Origin of the sequence: Pseudomonas batumici (assembly GCF_000820515.1) — a bacterium.
Classification (GTDB): domain Bacteria; phylum Pseudomonadota; class Gammaproteobacteria; order Pseudomonadales; family Pseudomonadaceae; genus Aquipseudomonas; species Aquipseudomonas batumici.
The window spans coordinates 91,199-103,975 of sequence record NZ_JXDG01000012.1 but is presented as its reverse complement, the minus strand read 5'-3'; the positions used below and the strand labels follow the sequence as shown (position 1 = coordinate 103,975).

Sequence of the window (12,777 nt, the reverse complement as noted above, 5' to 3'; positions counted from 1 at the left end):
TTAGGGTTCTTTGGGAAATATCCTACTTATAGGTCGGCGTGCTTTTGCAGTGATCCGCCCCCGGGGTAGAAACCCGGGGGCTGGCGAGTGGGCGTCACGAAGACGCGGTGGGGCGAGGCAGGTCGGACCGTTCGGGAGGAGCGGCTGTCCCATGGGCATCGTTGTCCAGGCCCAGTGCGGCCTCCAGGGCGTCGCCGTTCAGCGGTTTGCTCAGGCAGCCGAGCAACGGCAGGCGCCGCTCCAGCGCAAGCGCGCTGAGGACAGCGAGTTCTTCGCTGCTGAGACTGCTGAGCAGGATCGCTTGCTTGATCATGCCGCTACGGCAGGCGGTTTCGATCAGGTCCAGCCCCAGCACGTCCGGCAGGCACTGGTCGCACAGCATCAGGTCGAACGGCGTGTGTGCCGAATCCAGCGCGTTCAAGGCTTCCCGGGCCGTGAGCGTCGGTGTCAGGGCGTGGAAGCCATAGCTGTTGAGCAGGCTCTGTGTGGCGGCCAGTTGAAAGGGATGATCCTCTACCAGCAACACGCGTAAGTTGTGTTTGGGCATGGTGTTTTCCGGGCGACCTGTCGACTCGGGAAAGGCTACATAGGTAGGCGCTGTGTAGGAAAATATGCCTGGAATCGGGCGCTTGTTGAATGGCAGGTCAGCTTGAGTGTGGGCGGCAGACATAAGAGGACAGCAATTATTTCAGTGGGCCGGAGCCACGATCAATCAGTGGATTCTCTCGCCTGTGTAGGCGTTGTCGCGCCAAGCGGCCCGCCTTGATCAAAGGCGGGCGCCATGGGCTTACACCGGACTGGAACGACCGGTCATTTCCCGGGCCATTTCACTGGCGTAGCTGTCCGTCATCCCCGCGATGAAATCGATCACCCGCAGGAACGAAGTGTGCAGTGGCCACTCGGGCCGTGGGGCGTTGTTGCCCAGCAAGTCGAGGATGCGCCGATGCTTGAACGATGGCGTACGTCCGCCGTGTTGTTCCAGGGCGGCGCCACAGAAGGCGTTCAAGAGGATTTCCAGGGTGGTGTAGGCACCGATCTCATGGAGCGTCTTGCGCTTGTCCTGGAAGATCTTCTTGCGGGCGATGTCCTTGGCATTGAGGACGCAGCGTTTGGCCGGACCATGCATGTGTTCGACCAGGTCCCCCGGCAGGGTCCCGGCCAGCAGCGCGTCCTGTTGCTCGACGAAGGCCCTGGCCGCGGCGTTGGTCAGGTGTTCGATGGCCTTGCCGCGCAGGATCGCCAGCTTGCGCCTGCGCGAATCCTGCGGCCCGAGTTGCCGGTAGGTTTCCGGCAGGTCGTCGCCCACCAGGCCCAGCAGCAGGGATTCGACCTCGGCATAGTCGAGCAGCCCCATTTCCAGGCCGTCTTCCAGGTCGATCAGGGCGTAGCAGATATCGTCGGCGGCCTCCATCAGGTAGACCAGCGGGTGGCGTGCCCAGCGTTGCTCCTCCAGCTGCGGCAGACCGAGCTTGTGGGCGATCTGCTCGAGGATCGGCAACTCGCTCTGGTAGCAACCGAACTTGTGCTTCTTGTAACCCAGCGAATCGGCGTGCCGCGCGGTCCACGGGTACTTGAGGTAGGTGCCGAGGGTGGCGTAGGTCAGGCGGGTACCGCCTTCGAACTGGTGATACTCCAGCTGGGTCAGCACCCGGAAGCCCTGGGCATTGCCTTCGAAGTTGAGGAAGTCGTTGGCCTCGGCCGTGCTCATGGCGTCCAGCCAGCCGCGTCCGGCCGCCTGATGGAACCAGTGGCGAATGGCGTCCTCGCCGGAGTGGCCGAACGGCGGGTTGCCGATGTCGTGGGCCAGACACGCCGATTGCACCACCATGCCCAGGTCGCTGGGCTCGCACCAGTCCGGCAGGGCGTCGCGCAGGGTTTCACCGACGCGCATGCCCAGGGAGCGTCCGACGCAACTGACTTCCAGCGAGTGGGTCAGGCGCGTATGGATATGGTCGTTACTGGTCACCGGGTGCACCTGGGTCTTGCGTCCCAGGCGGCGGAAGGCACCGGAGAAGATGATGCGGTCATGGTCTTTGTGGAAGGGGCTGCGGCCCAGTTCTTCAGGGCTGTGCAGCGATTTCCCGAGGCGTTCGCGGGTAAGCAGGGTGTGCCAATCCAAGGCGGGGCTCTCCGTTGGTGACTGATGCCCCAGCTTCCCGTTTAGTACGCCTGCCTGCAAGCAAAACCATGCAAGCAAACATTATAAGCCGGCGGCATCGATGTCGATCAGCAACAGCCGCTGGCCGTTGTCGAAGAATTGCCCGGCGGTCAGGCAATACTGGTTGCTGGTGGCGTCGCGATAGGTGCTGGACAGGATCAGCCGCCGTTCGTCCCAGCCTTCGGCCAGCAGCTGATAGAAGTAGGGCCGCCAGGACCAGTTGTGGCCCAGGTAGCTGTTGTCGGCCTGCCAGGCCTGGTTGCGCCATTCCAGGTTGGGGGTCAGTTGGGTGCCGTGGCGATCGCATTGGTAGAAGCGCAGCAACCAGGGGTAGCTGTCGGGCCGGGGCAACTGGCTGAGCGGCGCCTGGGCCTGGGCCCAGCCCTGCAGCGTGGCCATGAGACCGACCAGTTGCTGGCGCAGGGTCATCAGGCGGGCGCGTTCGGCCAGCTTCTGCCGCACATAGCGCTCCCTGAGTTCGGCGAAGCGGGCGACAAAGGCATCGGTGGCGAAGAACTCAAGCTCCGCCTTGGCGAACAGATAGCCCTGGACGTAGCGCGAGCCGCATTCCAGGGCGAAATTCAGCTCGGCCTCGGTTTCCACGCCTTCGGCGATGATCCAGCAGCCGGTCTTTTCCGCCATTTGCGCCAGGGCCTTGACCACTTCGCTGCTGGGGCCGCCACGGGCCGCGGCCTGGAACAGGCGCATGTCGAGCTTGAGGATGTCCGGCTGCAAGGCCAGCACCCGATCGAGTTGTGAATAACCGGCACCGAAATCGTCGATGGCGATGCGCGCGCCGGCGGCACGATAGCGGCTGACCACTTCGGCCAGGCGCAGGCTGTCGCCCCCCAGTTCGGTGATTTCGAAGACGATGCGCCGTGGATCGACATCGTACTGCGCCAATTGCTTGAGGCTGGGCAGGGCCTGGCCGTTGCTCAGGCGGCTGATCCAGCGTGGCGACATGTTCAGGCTCAGGAACCAGTCCCGGGGCGCTTCGTGCAGCCGGCTCAGGGCGTTGTCGCGGATCTGCCGGTCCAGGCGTCGCAGCGCGGCCGAAGGGCTGCGCGGATCGGCGAACAAGGGTCCCACGGAGGTCAGTTGGCCGTTGGCCTGGCGCAGTCGGCCGAGGGCCTCGACGCCGGCGATACGGCCGGTGGCGGTATCGATGAACGGCTGAAAACAGGCGAGCGGTTGCCCGTCGATCACGGAGCCTCCTTGGACTGGGTCTGGTTGCGGCGGGCAGGGCCGACGGAGCGCGAGCCCGAAGGCTCGCACTCGATCCGCTGGCTACTGCAAGAATGCAGCCAGCTTCGCCGCCATCACTCTTTGGGGGAGGTTGCGCGCAATGCCAGCCGAATCAGCGGCAACAGGCCGGCACCCAGGCGGACCCAGCGTGACAGGCGCTCCACGCCGCCACCCTTGGCCCCCTTGGCGCCGAGGAACCCCAGCAGCGCGACGATACCGATTCCCCACAACGGCGCGTGCTTGAGGCCGAGGTTGGCCTGCCAGTTCCGGCCCAGGCCACGCATATGCTGCAAGGGCTGCAGCAGGTCCCGGGACTCATGGCGGATTTCCTGGCGATGCAGTTCCATGCGCAGGCGGATCAGTGCCTTGCGCATATCCCGGCGTGAATGGACGTGGGTCAGGTCGGGCAGGCTCATGGCAGCAGTCGCTCGCGGTCGTTGGCCAACTCTTCAAGGGTGGCCTGGAAGGGCGACGACTCATCGGCGACCAGCGCTTTCAGACGCAGGGCGCAGAACAGCGCGGCCAGGCAGTAGAAGACGCACAGGCCGATGATGCCGGCCAGGCGCCAACTGTCCCAGAGCAGGATCAGCACCAGCGCCGACAGTCCCACCATCAGCAACAGGGCGAATACCAGGGTCAGTCCGGCGCACAGCAACAGGCTGACGGTCCGGGCTTTCTGCTCCTGGAGTTCGATGCCGAACAATTCGACATGACTGTGCAACAGACCGAGGAAGGCCGCGCCCAGGCGGCGTGTCGAGGAGCCGCTGGCGGTCGATTCATCACCCGCCATATCAGCGCCGCGTCGCCAGCAGGCCGACGATAAAGCCGATACCGGCGGCAATCCCGATGGACTGCCAGGGCTTGGCCTGGACGTAGGCTTCGGTCGCCTCGACCGCCGCCTGGCCGCGATCGCGCAGGGAGGCTTCGGTCAGTTGCAGGGTCTCGCGGGCCTTGAGCAGGCTTTCGCGAATCTGCTCGCGCAACTCGTCGGCCTGCTCGCCAGCCAGGCTGGAGGTGTGCGCCAGCAGGCGCTCCGTGTCATTGACCAGGGTTTGAAAATCCGCCATCAGGATTTCTTGAGTCGTCTGTGCCGTTTTGCGGGTCATGGGGTTGTTTCTCCGTGAAAAGCCATCCGTGAAAAGCCTGTACAGGTTTCGAGTGCGGACCTTGAGTGAAGGTTCACCGCGATTGTCTGGTACAGCTTTTGCTTTGTGCTGGTGCGTTGCGCCGGGCACGTGCGCTGTATTTGGGCGCCCTGGAGCCTTGGCCTGCGAAAACCATACCTTAAATAATCAAAAAACGCGGAAAAAACCCAAGGATGGCTCACGCTTCGTTTTTCGCCCTGCGCCAAACCGGTTCGCCATCGGTTTTGGGTGGCGCCAATCTGGTGCGAAATGCGCGGCGAGCGAACTGCTTTGGTGCTTTTCCCTGACTTCAGGTCTGCCGTCTCCATGGAAAACTTGCAAAGCGCTGTGGACACTCTGGTCCATGGTTCCAACACCCTGTTCATTCTGATCGGCGCGGTCATGGTTCTGGCCATGCACGCCGGTTTCGCCTTTCTTGAGGTTGGGACCGTTCGGCAAAAGAACCAGGTCAACGCCTTGTCGAAAATCCTCAGCGACTTCGCGATCTCGACCCTGGCCTATTTCTTCATAGGCTACTGGATTTCCTACGGCGTCAGCTTCTTGCAGCCGGCGGCGCAAATCAGTGGCGACCACGGTTATGGCCTGGTGAAGTTCTTCTTCCTGCTGACGTTCGCGGCGGCGATTCCGGCGATCATTTCCGGCGGGATTGCCGAGCGGGCGCGTTTTGCCCCGCAGTTGTGCGCCACCGCGTTGATCGTGGCCTTCGTCTATCCGTTTTTCGAAGGCCTGGTCTGGAACGGCAATTTTGGCCTGCAGGCGTGGCTGCTGGCGCGCTTTGGCGCCGGCTTCCATGATTTCGCCGGCTCCGTGGTGGTGCACGCCATGGGCGGCTGGCTGGCGCTGGCGGCGGTGCTGTTGCTGGGGCCGCGCCAGGGTCGCTATCGCGAGGGGCGGTTGGTGGCGTTCGCGCCGTCGAGCATTCCCTTCCTGGCCCTGGGGTCGTGGATCCTGATCGTCGGCTGGTTCGGTTTCAACGTCATGAGCGCGCAGACCCTGCAGGGGGTGAGCGGGCTGGTGGCGGTCAACTCGCTGATGGCAATGGTCGGCGGCACCGTGGCGGCGCTGATCATCGGGCGCAATGACCCGGGCTTCCTGCACAACGGTCCCCTGGCCGGTCTGGTGGCGGTCTGTGCCGGTTCCGACCTGATGCACCCGGTGGGTGCGCTGGTGACCGGCGCGGTGGCGGGCGGCCTGTTCGTCTGGTGCTTTATCGCGACCCAGAGCCAATGGAAGATCGACGATGTGCTGGGTGTCTGGCCGTTGCACGGCCTGTGTGGGGTCTGGGGCGGGATTGCCTGCGGGATCTTCGGCCAGCAGGCGTTGGGCGGCCTGGGCGGTGTCAGTCTGGTCAGCCAGTTGCTCGGCACCGCGCTGGGGGTGGTGGTGGCCCTGGTCGGCGGCTTCGCGGTGTACGGTGTGATCAAGGCGCTGCATGGCCTGCGGCTGAGCCCGGAAGAGGAGTACCATGGCGCCGACCTGTCGATTCACAAGATCGGCGCGGTGAGCCAGGACTAATCCGCCCCGGTTCGTTATGCTCGACCCCTGCCTGGGGACATGCGGCCAGGTCCCCCTCGAACGGAGAGGTCTATGGAACGTCTGTATTCACTGCAAGGGTTGAGAGGCATGGCAGTGCTGGGCGTGGTGCTGTTCCACATGGCGGCGGTCGAGCACAAGTACTCCGGCGGCGATACGTTGCTGCCAGGGTGGGTGGACTTTTTCCAGTTGGGCGTGGACCTGTTTTTCGTCATCAGCGGCTTCGTCATGGTGATCGTCACCCGCGGCCGCTTCCAGGACCGGGTCCAGGCCCAGCGTTTCCTGTTCAACCGGCTCTCGCGGATCTACCCCAACTACTGGCTGTACTTCTTTATCACCCTGGCGATCTATCTGGTCCAGCCGATGCTGGTCAACAGTTCCCATGGCGGCTCCAACCTGTGGCTGTCGTTCCTGTTGCTGCCCAATGACCGGGTACTGCTGGTGATGGTGGCCTGGTCGCTGGTGTTCGAGCTGTGGTTCTACCTGGTCTTCACCCTCCTGCTGGGGTTTCGCGAGCGCGGCCTGCCGTTGCTGCTGCTGGCCTGGGCGATGGTGCTGCTGGGGTTCAACCTGCTGGACTCCTGGCGCGACTATTCCTCGGCCCTCAAGATCGTGCTGCACCCCTATGGGCTGGAGTTCATCGTCGGCAGCGCGGCGGCCCTGTTGTTCTATTCCCGTCACAGCGCGAAGGTGCCGGACGCCGTGCTCTGGCTGGTTCTGGTCATGGCGCTCGGGCCGGGTTTCGCCTTGATCGGGCACTATGAGCTGTTCTCGACCGAGGGCTTGCCGAGGATGGTCCTGGTGGGGCTGGTGTTCGCTGCCCTGACCTTGTCCCTGGCATTGCTGGAGCGGCGTCAGTTGATCCATTGCCCACGGTTTCTGGTGTTCACCGGTGACATGTCCTACACCATCTATCTTTCGCACCTGCTGGTACTCGGGGTGGTGGGGCGCGCCTGGCAGATCATTGGCAACTGGCCGACCCATCTTGAGGACAATCTGCTGTTCCTGGTCCTGATGATGATTGCGGTGTGGTGCTACGGCTGGGTCGGCTACAGCTTTTTCGAGAAGCCGGTGCTGGACCGGGCGAGCCGCTATGGCCAGCGCAGATTCCGGCCGGCGGCGTCGGGCAAGCACTACGATGCGGTCTGAGCGGGCGTCCCTGGCTCGACGGTTGCTCGACCCCGGCCTAAAATACAGGTCTCTCTTGTCCCGGACCTTGTCCCATGCCTTCTGAATGCCAGTTGTTCGGCACCTTGGGTTGCCATCTCTGCGAACTTGCCGAGGCGCAGCTGATGCCGTTGGTCGTCGAATACGGCCTGATGCTGGAACTGGTGGACATTGCCGACGACGAAGCCTTGTTCGAAGCCTATGGCTTGCGTATCCCGGTCCTGCGCCGCGTGGACACGGGGGCCGAACTGGGCTGGCCGTTCGACGTCGAGCAGGTCGTGGCCTTTCTGAGCTGAACCTCTTCCTGCGCGTCGGCAGCGGATCGGTTGACCCATTGCCCGCTTGCCGAGCCCTTCTGTTTCATCAAATTACCCGCGGTTGCGCTTGAAAAACGACTGTGCTTACGTCGCTGCATGACGTTTGACGCAGCACGTTCCGGTGCTGCAAGGGAGGAAATGAAATGAAAGGGAGGTCGATTCTGCTGGTCAACCAACTGGGCGGTCGCAAGTTTCTGGCCACCGTGGTGGTTGGCGTAAGCACCGCGACGTTGACCTGGTATGGAAAGATCGATGGTGGGACCTACGCCATGGTGATCCTCGGCACGGTGGGCTCGTTCATCGGCGGCAACGTCTATGGGAAGGTCCATCCCAGGGAATCCTGAGGGCTGCCGGCGGGCGGCAATCGGTTGGCGGGTCATCAGAAAATCAGTTACTGTATGTTCATACAGTTTTCGTTCCGGTGTTGGGACAGGATGCCCACCCTGGCGTGCGCACCCGGGAACGGAATCCAGAGAGATAAAGAGGGTTAAAGCATGCTCAATGTCGAACAATTGAAATCCAGCGTGAACCGCATGTCCGCTGATGTGGTGCGTGAGGCGGTCCTGGAGTTGCGCCTGGACGGGTTGGTCACGGAAGGCAAGACGCCGTTCAACAAGTTGCACTTCAATACCTGTTTCGCTGAAATCGAAGCCCTGTTCCAGCGCGCGGGCTATCACCGGCAACTGGACGTGGTGGGCTACCAGGGGTTGTTGTACGCACTCTATGACCCGGGGCGTTGGGAGGCGGTGGATGTGTTGCGCTGGCTGAAGGACTACACCGAGGCGGCGGGCGCCGTTCGGCTGGGCAGCAAGATCGCCTCGGGTTGAGACTAGGTTCTGTTGGGAGCTTGCTGGATAATGCAGGCTTGCCCAACCGTTCGAGTCCTGTCATGTCCGCCTTGCCCTTCAATGCTGCCGAGCACCAGGCCAGCACCTTGTACCTGCCACCCGGTTCGTGGACCACGGTGCTGGACTGCCTGTGCGAACACTTCAAGGCGATCAGCCGTGAGCAATGGCTCGACCGCATTGCCCGCGGTCGGGTGCTGGACGCAGCGGGCGCGGCGATCAATGTGCAGTTGCCTTATCGCGAGGGCCTGCGCATCCACTATTTTCGCGAGGTGCCCAACGAGACGCCGATTCCGGTCAGCGAGACGATTCTCTACGCCGATGAGCATCTGGTGGTGGCGGACAAGCCGCATTTCCTGCCGGTGACGCCGGCCGGTGAGTATGTCGAGCAGACCTTGTTGCGACGCCTGATCCGCCGCCTGGACAACCCGCACCTGGTGCCGTTGCACCGGATCGATCGGCACACGGCGGGCCTGGTGTTGTTCTCGGCCAATCCCGGGAGTCGCGCGGCCTATCAGGCGCTGTTTCCTACCAGACAGATTGAAAAACGCTACGAGGCGATTGCCCGGGCCTTGCCGGACCTGTCGTTCCCCCTGGTCCATAAAAGCCGGCTGGTGGAAGGCGAACCGTTTTTCCGGATGCGCGAAGGGGCCGGTACCAGCAATACCGAAACCGCGGTCGAGGTGGCGGAAAAAAAGGGTGAGCTGTGGCGCTATGGGCTGTATCCGGTCACGGGCAAGAAGCATCAACTACGGGTACATATGGCGGCCCTGGGGGCGGGGATCTGCAATGACCCGTTTTATCCACAGGTGCTCAAGGATGCCGAGGACGACTACGCCAACCCGCTCAAGCTGCTGGCCCAGGGCTTGCGTTTCATCGATCCGGTCGATGGCCGGGAGCGCCGGTTCGAGAGTGAGATCGTCCTGCATTGGTGACGCCCACTGCCGTCAACGGCAGTCCTGTGCCGCATTCACCGCCGCCCGCAGGCCCAGCAGGTAGCTGTCGAGGCCAAAACCGCAGATCTGCCCGCGGGCCACTTCGGACAGTACCGAAGGCTGGTGCAAGGGTTCGTTGCGATGGATATTGGCCATGTGCAACTCGATCACCGGTACCGACAGGTGGGCCAGGGCGTCGCGAATGTCGTAGCTGCTGTGGGTCCAGGCGCCGGCATTGATCAGCACCGCGTCCACCTGTTCGCGGGCACCTTGCTCGATGCGTATGCACATCGCCCCTTCGTTGTTGGTCTGGAAACTGGTGAGGTCCACGTCAAGCTCCCTGGCCAGCGCCCGCAGGCGGTCGTCGATCTGTTCCAGGGTGATGCCGGCATGACGGATCGGTTCGCACTTACCGAACAGATCGTGATTGATGCCGTGCAGCATGAGGACTTTCATGGTTCAGCTCCCGGAAGGGGAATGAGCCCGGGTGAGGGATTTTCATAGAATAGGCCGTCGCCGGGCGTTATGCCCACGGGCGGCGGCTGCCGTCGGGCGGAAACGACGGAGCCCGCGCAAGGCGGGCTCCGTGCTGCCAGCGTATGGGGGCAGGGCTTACAGCTCCTTGACGGTACGCACCTGGTCCTTGTTGATGCGGGTCTTTTTACCGTCCAGTTGCTTGAATTCGTAGAACCCTGAGTCCTCGTCGTATTTCGGGGTGTCCACCGCCTGGATTTCACGTCCGTCGTTCAACGTGATCACCGTCGGCGACGAGCAGCCGGCGAGGGCGGCGAGGCCGGCGGTCAGCAGGAATGCGGCAAGGGTCCGTGGCGTCATGGTACTTCTCCGGAAAAGGATTTCTCTTGAGGATAGCGTTGATTGATGTCAGAACTGATGGATTGCAACGCTCATTGATAGTTTCTGACGGCCATAGGCTCAGCAAGTTCCTTGCGAATGCCTATCATCAGGCGAATGATTCGCGGATTGCAGCAACTGCGGCGTGTTCAGATTGGCCAACCTGGGATCATCGGGCAGGCACTCCAGGGCCTGCGCCTGGAGTTGCAGCATGACCTTGCGCGGGCTGCGTTCCCCCAGGGTCCAGGCGTTTTCGAAGGCCCCGGCCAGCGCCGTGGGGATCACGCACAACAGCGGTTCCCAGTGTTCGCCCTGGCGCAGCATCAACGGTTTTGTCGGATCGCGGCGAACGGCATCGAGCATGGCCGTGAGCAAGGCGCTGTCGATCTGCGGCACATCGCAGGGCAGCACCAGCAGATGTCCGTGGCGAGCCGCCGCGAGCCCTGCGCGGATCCCGGCCAGGGGGCCGGGAAAGTCGTCGCTGTCGTCGGCCACCAGCCGGTCGGCGTAGGTGGCGTAGCGCGCCTGGTTGCGGTTGCAGGAAATGATCAGGTCATCGGTGAGCGGCCGTGCCACGGCGTGCAGGTGCGCGATCAGCGGCTGCCCGCGCCAGTCCAGCAGGCCTTTGTCCTGGCCGCCCATGCGTTGGCCGCGACCGCCGGCCAGGAGCAGAATGGAAAGGTCGTTCTCGGGCATGGGCACTCTCGATGGCAGCGATGACAGCAGTGAGGAAAAGGCACGCTGTGATATAACACCGGGCTGTTCCTCCTTACAACCGGACCGAGCCTATGAAAGCCAAGGCTGATACACCTTTCGTACCGCTGAATATCGCGGTCTTGACCGTCAGTGACACCCGTACCTTCGAAACCGACACCTCGGGACAGGTCTTCGTCGACCGCCTCATCGCCGCCGGGCACCGTCTCGCCGAGCGGGTGTTGCTCAAGGACGATCTCTATCGGATTCGCGCACAGGTCGCCAGCTGGATCGCCGAAGACGTGGTCCAGGTCGTGCTGATCACCGGCGGCACCGGCTTTACCGGGCGCGACAGCACCCCGGAGGCCGTCGCCTGCCTGCTGGACAAGCAGGTCGATGGTTTTGGCGAGCTGTTCCGGCAGATCTCCGTGGCGGACATCGGCACCTCCACCGTGCAGTCCCGGGCGCTGGCCGGCCTGGCCAACGGCACCCTGGTCTGCTGCCTGCCGGGTTCGACCAACGCGGTGCGCACCGGCTGGGACGGGATCCTCGCCGAGCAGTTGGACGCGCGCCATCGCCCGTGCAACTTCGTCCCCCATCTGAAACAGGCGGCGCCTTGTGAATCCCGTGGGTAAGCCGGGCAAGAGCGGTGCGTTGATGCCGGTGGAAGTCGCCCTGGCCCGCCTGCTGGCGTTGGCCGAGGCGACGCCGATCCGTGAGGTGCAGCGCGTGTCGTTGGCGCAGGCCGACGGGCGGGTGCTGGCCGAGGACCTGGTGTCCAGCCTCGACCTGCCGCCCTGGCCCAACAGTGCCATGGATGGCTACGCCCTGCGTCTGTCCGATTGGCACGGCGAGCCGCTGCCGGTCAGCCAGCGCATCTTTGCCGGGCAGGCCCCCGAGCCTTTGCAACCGGGAACCTGCGCGCGGATCTTTACCGGCGCCCCGGTGCCGGCGGGGGCCGATTGCGTCGAAATGCAGGAAAACGCCGAGGTGCTCGCCGATGGGCGGGTACGCTTCATCGAAGCGTTGGCGGTTGCGCAGAACATCCGGCCCCAGGGCCAGGAAACCACGGTGGGCGAAGTGGTGCTGGCCGCCGGAACCCGGTTGGGGCCGATCGAGCAGGGCCTGGCGGCGTCCCTCGGCTGCGCCGAACTGAACGTGGTGCGGCGGGTGCGGGTGGCGGTGCTGTCCACCGGCGACGAACTGGTCGAGCCGGGCCAGCCATTGGGGCCGGGGCAGATCTACAACAGCAACCGCGTGTTGCTGTGCGGCTGGTTGACGCGCCAGGGCTGCGAGGTACTGGACGCCGGGATCCTCCCGGATGACCTGGAGGCGACCCGCCAGCGCCTGGCGCAGCTGGGTGATGTCGACCTGATCCTGTCCACGGGCGGGGTCTCGGTGGGCGAAGCCGATTTCCTTGGGATCGCCTTGCGCGAGGCGGGCGAGCTGGAGTTGTGGAAACTGGCGATCAAGCCGGGAAAACCCCTGACTTTCGGGCATTTTCGCGGCGTGCCGGTGATCGGCCTGCCGGGTAATCCGGCTTCGACCCTGGTCACCTTCGCCTTGTTGGCACGGCCTTATCTGCTGCGCCGCCAGGGCGTGCAGGCGGTCCAGCCGTTGCAGTTCAAGGTGCTGGCCGGCTTTGTCTGGCCCAAGCCGGGCAATCGCCGCGAATACCTGCGCGCGCGCCTGGAAAACGGCCGGGCGACGATCTATCGCAACCAGAGTTCCGGTGTGCTGCGCAGTGCGGCCTGGGCCGAGGGCTTGGTCGAGGTGCTGGAGGAGAGCACTTTGGTGGAGGGGGACTGGGTGAACTTTATTCCGTTGAGCGAAGTGCTGGGCTAGCCCTGATACTGTTCAGTTAAGGGCTAACCTCAAGTCTCGGCC

17 protein-coding genes are annotated in these 12,777 nt (G+C 63.7%); 8 read left to right on the top strand and 9 right to left on the bottom strand.

The features are described 5' to 3' along the window. Nucleotides 1–94: 94 nt before the first annotated feature. The 6 genes from UCMB321_RS06220 to UCMB321_RS06195 all read right to left on the bottom strand — a co-directional run bounded on the left by UCMB321_RS06220 (nucleotide 95) and on the right by UCMB321_RS06195 (nucleotide 4,509). Nucleotides 95–547, bottom strand: a complete 453-nt coding sequence (locus UCMB321_RS06220; protein ID WP_084614816.1) for a response regulator — start codon at nucleotides 545–547, stop codon at nucleotides 95–97. Between the two features lie 240 nt (nucleotides 548–787). Further along, on the bottom strand, nucleotides 788–2,119 hold the full coding sequence (locus tag UCMB321_RS06215) for a deoxyguanosinetriphosphate triphosphohydrolase (protein ID WP_040064686.1): 1,332 nt from the start codon (nucleotides 2,117–2,119) through the stop codon (nucleotides 788–790). A gap of 81 nt (nucleotides 2,120–2,200) precedes the next feature. Then, a complete protein-coding gene (locus tag UCMB321_RS06210) occupies nucleotides 2,201–3,364 on the bottom strand; it encodes an EAL domain-containing protein (protein ID WP_040064684.1) in 1,164 nt (387 codons plus the stop codon). 113 nt (nucleotides 3,365–3,477) lie between these two features. Continuing rightward, nucleotides 3,478–3,819: a hypothetical protein gene (locus UCMB321_RS06205; RefSeq protein WP_040064683.1), complete on the bottom strand. Its 342-nt coding sequence runs from the start codon at nucleotides 3,817–3,819 to the stop codon at nucleotides 3,478–3,480. Further along, entirely contained in the window at nucleotides 3,816–4,193 is a 378-nt protein-coding gene (locus UCMB321_RS06200) for a phage holin family protein (RefSeq protein ID WP_040064682.1), read from the bottom strand. The genes UCMB321_RS06205 and UCMB321_RS06200 overlap by 4 nt, the downstream gene beginning before the upstream one ends. A 1-nt stretch (nucleotide 4,194) precedes the next feature. Next, nucleotides 4,195–4,509 carry an ElaB/YgaM/YqjD family protein gene (locus UCMB321_RS06195; RefSeq protein WP_040064680.1) on the bottom strand — a complete coding sequence of 105 codons (315 nt, stop codon included), beginning with the start codon at nucleotides 4,507–4,509 and terminating at the stop codon, nucleotides 4,195–4,197. A gap of 345 nt (nucleotides 4,510–4,854) precedes the next feature. Between UCMB321_RS06195 and UCMB321_RS06190 the strand changes: the two genes are divergently transcribed. The 6 genes from UCMB321_RS06190 to UCMB321_RS06165 all read left to right on the top strand — a co-directional run bounded on the left by UCMB321_RS06190 (nucleotide 4,855) and on the right by UCMB321_RS06165 (nucleotide 9,345). Next, on the top strand, nucleotides 4,855–6,063 hold the full coding sequence (locus tag UCMB321_RS06190; protein WP_040064677.1) for an ammonium transporter: 1,209 nt from the start codon (nucleotides 4,855–4,857) through the stop codon (nucleotides 6,061–6,063). A gap of 72 nt (nucleotides 6,064–6,135) precedes the next feature. After that, on the top strand, nucleotides 6,136–7,230 hold the full coding sequence (locus UCMB321_RS06185; protein ID WP_040064676.1) for an acyltransferase family protein: 1,095 nt from the start codon (nucleotides 6,136–6,138) through the stop codon (nucleotides 7,228–7,230). Nucleotides 7,231–7,304: 74 nt separating this feature from the next. Then, entirely contained in the window at nucleotides 7,305–7,544 is a 240-nt protein-coding gene (locus UCMB321_RS06180; protein WP_040064675.1) for a glutaredoxin family protein, read from the top strand. A 164-nt stretch (nucleotides 7,545–7,708) separates the two neighbouring features. Further along, nucleotides 7,709–7,909, top strand: coding sequence for a hypothetical protein (locus tag UCMB321_RS06175; RefSeq protein ID WP_040064674.1), 201 nt, complete (start codon nucleotides 7,709–7,711; stop codon nucleotides 7,907–7,909). 150 nt (nucleotides 7,910–8,059) lie between these two features. Continuing rightward, nucleotides 8,060–8,392: a hypothetical protein gene (locus tag UCMB321_RS06170; protein ID WP_040064672.1), complete on the top strand. Its 333-nt coding sequence runs from the start codon at nucleotides 8,060–8,062 to the stop codon at nucleotides 8,390–8,392. Between the two features lie 62 nt (nucleotides 8,393–8,454). Further along, nucleotides 8,455–9,345: a pseudouridine synthase gene (locus UCMB321_RS06165; protein WP_040064671.1), complete on the top strand. Its 891-nt coding sequence runs from the start codon at nucleotides 8,455–8,457 to the stop codon at nucleotides 9,343–9,345. A 12-nt stretch (nucleotides 9,346–9,357) separates the two neighbouring features. Here UCMB321_RS06165 and UCMB321_RS06160 read toward each other — a convergent pair whose 3' ends face one another. The 3 genes from UCMB321_RS06160 to mobA form a co-directional block, all read right to left on the bottom strand. Next, entirely contained in the window at nucleotides 9,358–9,801 is a 444-nt protein-coding gene (locus UCMB321_RS06160; RefSeq protein ID WP_040064670.1) for a type II 3-dehydroquinate dehydratase, read from the bottom strand. 156 nt (nucleotides 9,802–9,957) lie between these two features. Next, a complete protein-coding gene (locus tag UCMB321_RS06155) occupies nucleotides 9,958–10,179 on the bottom strand; it encodes a YgdI/YgdR family lipoprotein (RefSeq protein WP_040064669.1) in 222 nt (73 codons plus the stop codon). A 99-nt stretch (nucleotides 10,180–10,278) separates the two neighbouring features. After that, nucleotides 10,279–10,893 carry a molybdenum cofactor guanylyltransferase MobA gene (mobA, locus tag UCMB321_RS06150; protein ID WP_040064667.1) on the bottom strand — a complete coding sequence of 205 codons (615 nt, stop codon included), beginning with the start codon at nucleotides 10,891–10,893 and terminating at the stop codon, nucleotides 10,279–10,281. 92 nt (nucleotides 10,894–10,985) lie between these two features. Between mobA and moaB the strand changes: the two genes are divergently transcribed. Both moaB and UCMB321_RS06140 read left to right on the top strand, forming a co-directional pair. Further along, a complete protein-coding gene (moaB, locus tag UCMB321_RS06145; RefSeq protein ID WP_040064666.1) occupies nucleotides 10,986–11,525 on the top strand; it encodes a molybdenum cofactor biosynthesis protein B in 540 nt (179 codons plus the stop codon). A gap of 22 nt (nucleotides 11,526–11,547) precedes the next feature. Continuing rightward, nucleotides 11,548–12,735: a molybdopterin molybdotransferase MoeA gene (locus tag UCMB321_RS06140; protein ID WP_167337426.1), complete on the top strand. Its 1,188-nt coding sequence runs from the start codon at nucleotides 11,548–11,550 to the stop codon at nucleotides 12,733–12,735. The last annotated feature ends 42 nt before the right edge of the window (nucleotides 12,736–12,777 follow it).

Bases quoted from the DNA above. Each gene is read 5' to 3' on its own strand.
- UCMB321_RS06220 (WP_084614816.1), bottom strand. From the start codon at position 547: ATGCCCAAACACAACTTACGCGTGTTGCTGGTAGAGGATCATCCCTTT.
- UCMB321_RS06190 (WP_040064677.1), top strand. From the start codon at position 4,855: ATGGAAAACTTGCAAAGCGCTGTGGACACTCTGGTCCATGGTTCCAAC.
- UCMB321_RS06200 (WP_040064682.1), bottom strand. From the start codon at position 4,193: ATGGCGGGTGATGAATCGACCGCCAGCGGCTCCTCGACACGCCGCCTG.
- UCMB321_RS06160 (WP_040064670.1), bottom strand. From the start codon at position 9,801: ATGAAAGTCCTCATGCTGCACGGCATCAATCACGATCTGTTCGGTAAG.
- moaB (WP_040064666.1), top strand. From the start codon at position 10,986: ATGAAAGCCAAGGCTGATACACCTTTCGTACCGCTGAATATCGCGGTC.
- UCMB321_RS06170 (WP_040064672.1), top strand. From the start codon at position 8,060: ATGCTCAATGTCGAACAATTGAAATCCAGCGTGAACCGCATGTCCGCT.
- UCMB321_RS06155 (WP_040064669.1), bottom strand. From the start codon at position 10,179: ATGACGCCACGGACCCTTGCCGCATTCCTGCTGACCGCCGGCCTCGCC.
- UCMB321_RS06205 (WP_040064683.1), bottom strand. From the start codon at position 3,819: ATGAGCCTGCCCGACCTGACCCACGTCCATTCACGCCGGGATATGCGC.
- UCMB321_RS06180 (WP_040064675.1), top strand. From the start codon at position 7,305: ATGCCTTCTGAATGCCAGTTGTTCGGCACCTTGGGTTGCCATCTCTGC.
- mobA (WP_040064667.1), bottom strand. From the start codon at position 10,893: ATGCCCGAGAACGACCTTTCCATTCTGCTCCTGGCCGGCGGTCGCGGC.
- UCMB321_RS06175 (WP_040064674.1), top strand. From the start codon at position 7,709: ATGAAAGGGAGGTCGATTCTGCTGGTCAACCAACTGGGCGGTCGCAAG.
- UCMB321_RS06165 (WP_040064671.1), top strand. From the start codon at position 8,455: ATGTCCGCCTTGCCCTTCAATGCTGCCGAGCACCAGGCCAGCACCTTG.
- UCMB321_RS06185 (WP_040064676.1), top strand. From the start codon at position 6,136: ATGGAACGTCTGTATTCACTGCAAGGGTTGAGAGGCATGGCAGTGCTG.
- UCMB321_RS06140 (WP_167337426.1), top strand. From the start codon at position 11,548: ATGCCGGTGGAAGTCGCCCTGGCCCGCCTGCTGGCGTTGGCCGAGGCG.
- UCMB321_RS06195 (WP_040064680.1), bottom strand. From the start codon at position 4,509: ATGACCCGCAAAACGGCACAGACGACTCAAGAAATCCTGATGGCGGAT.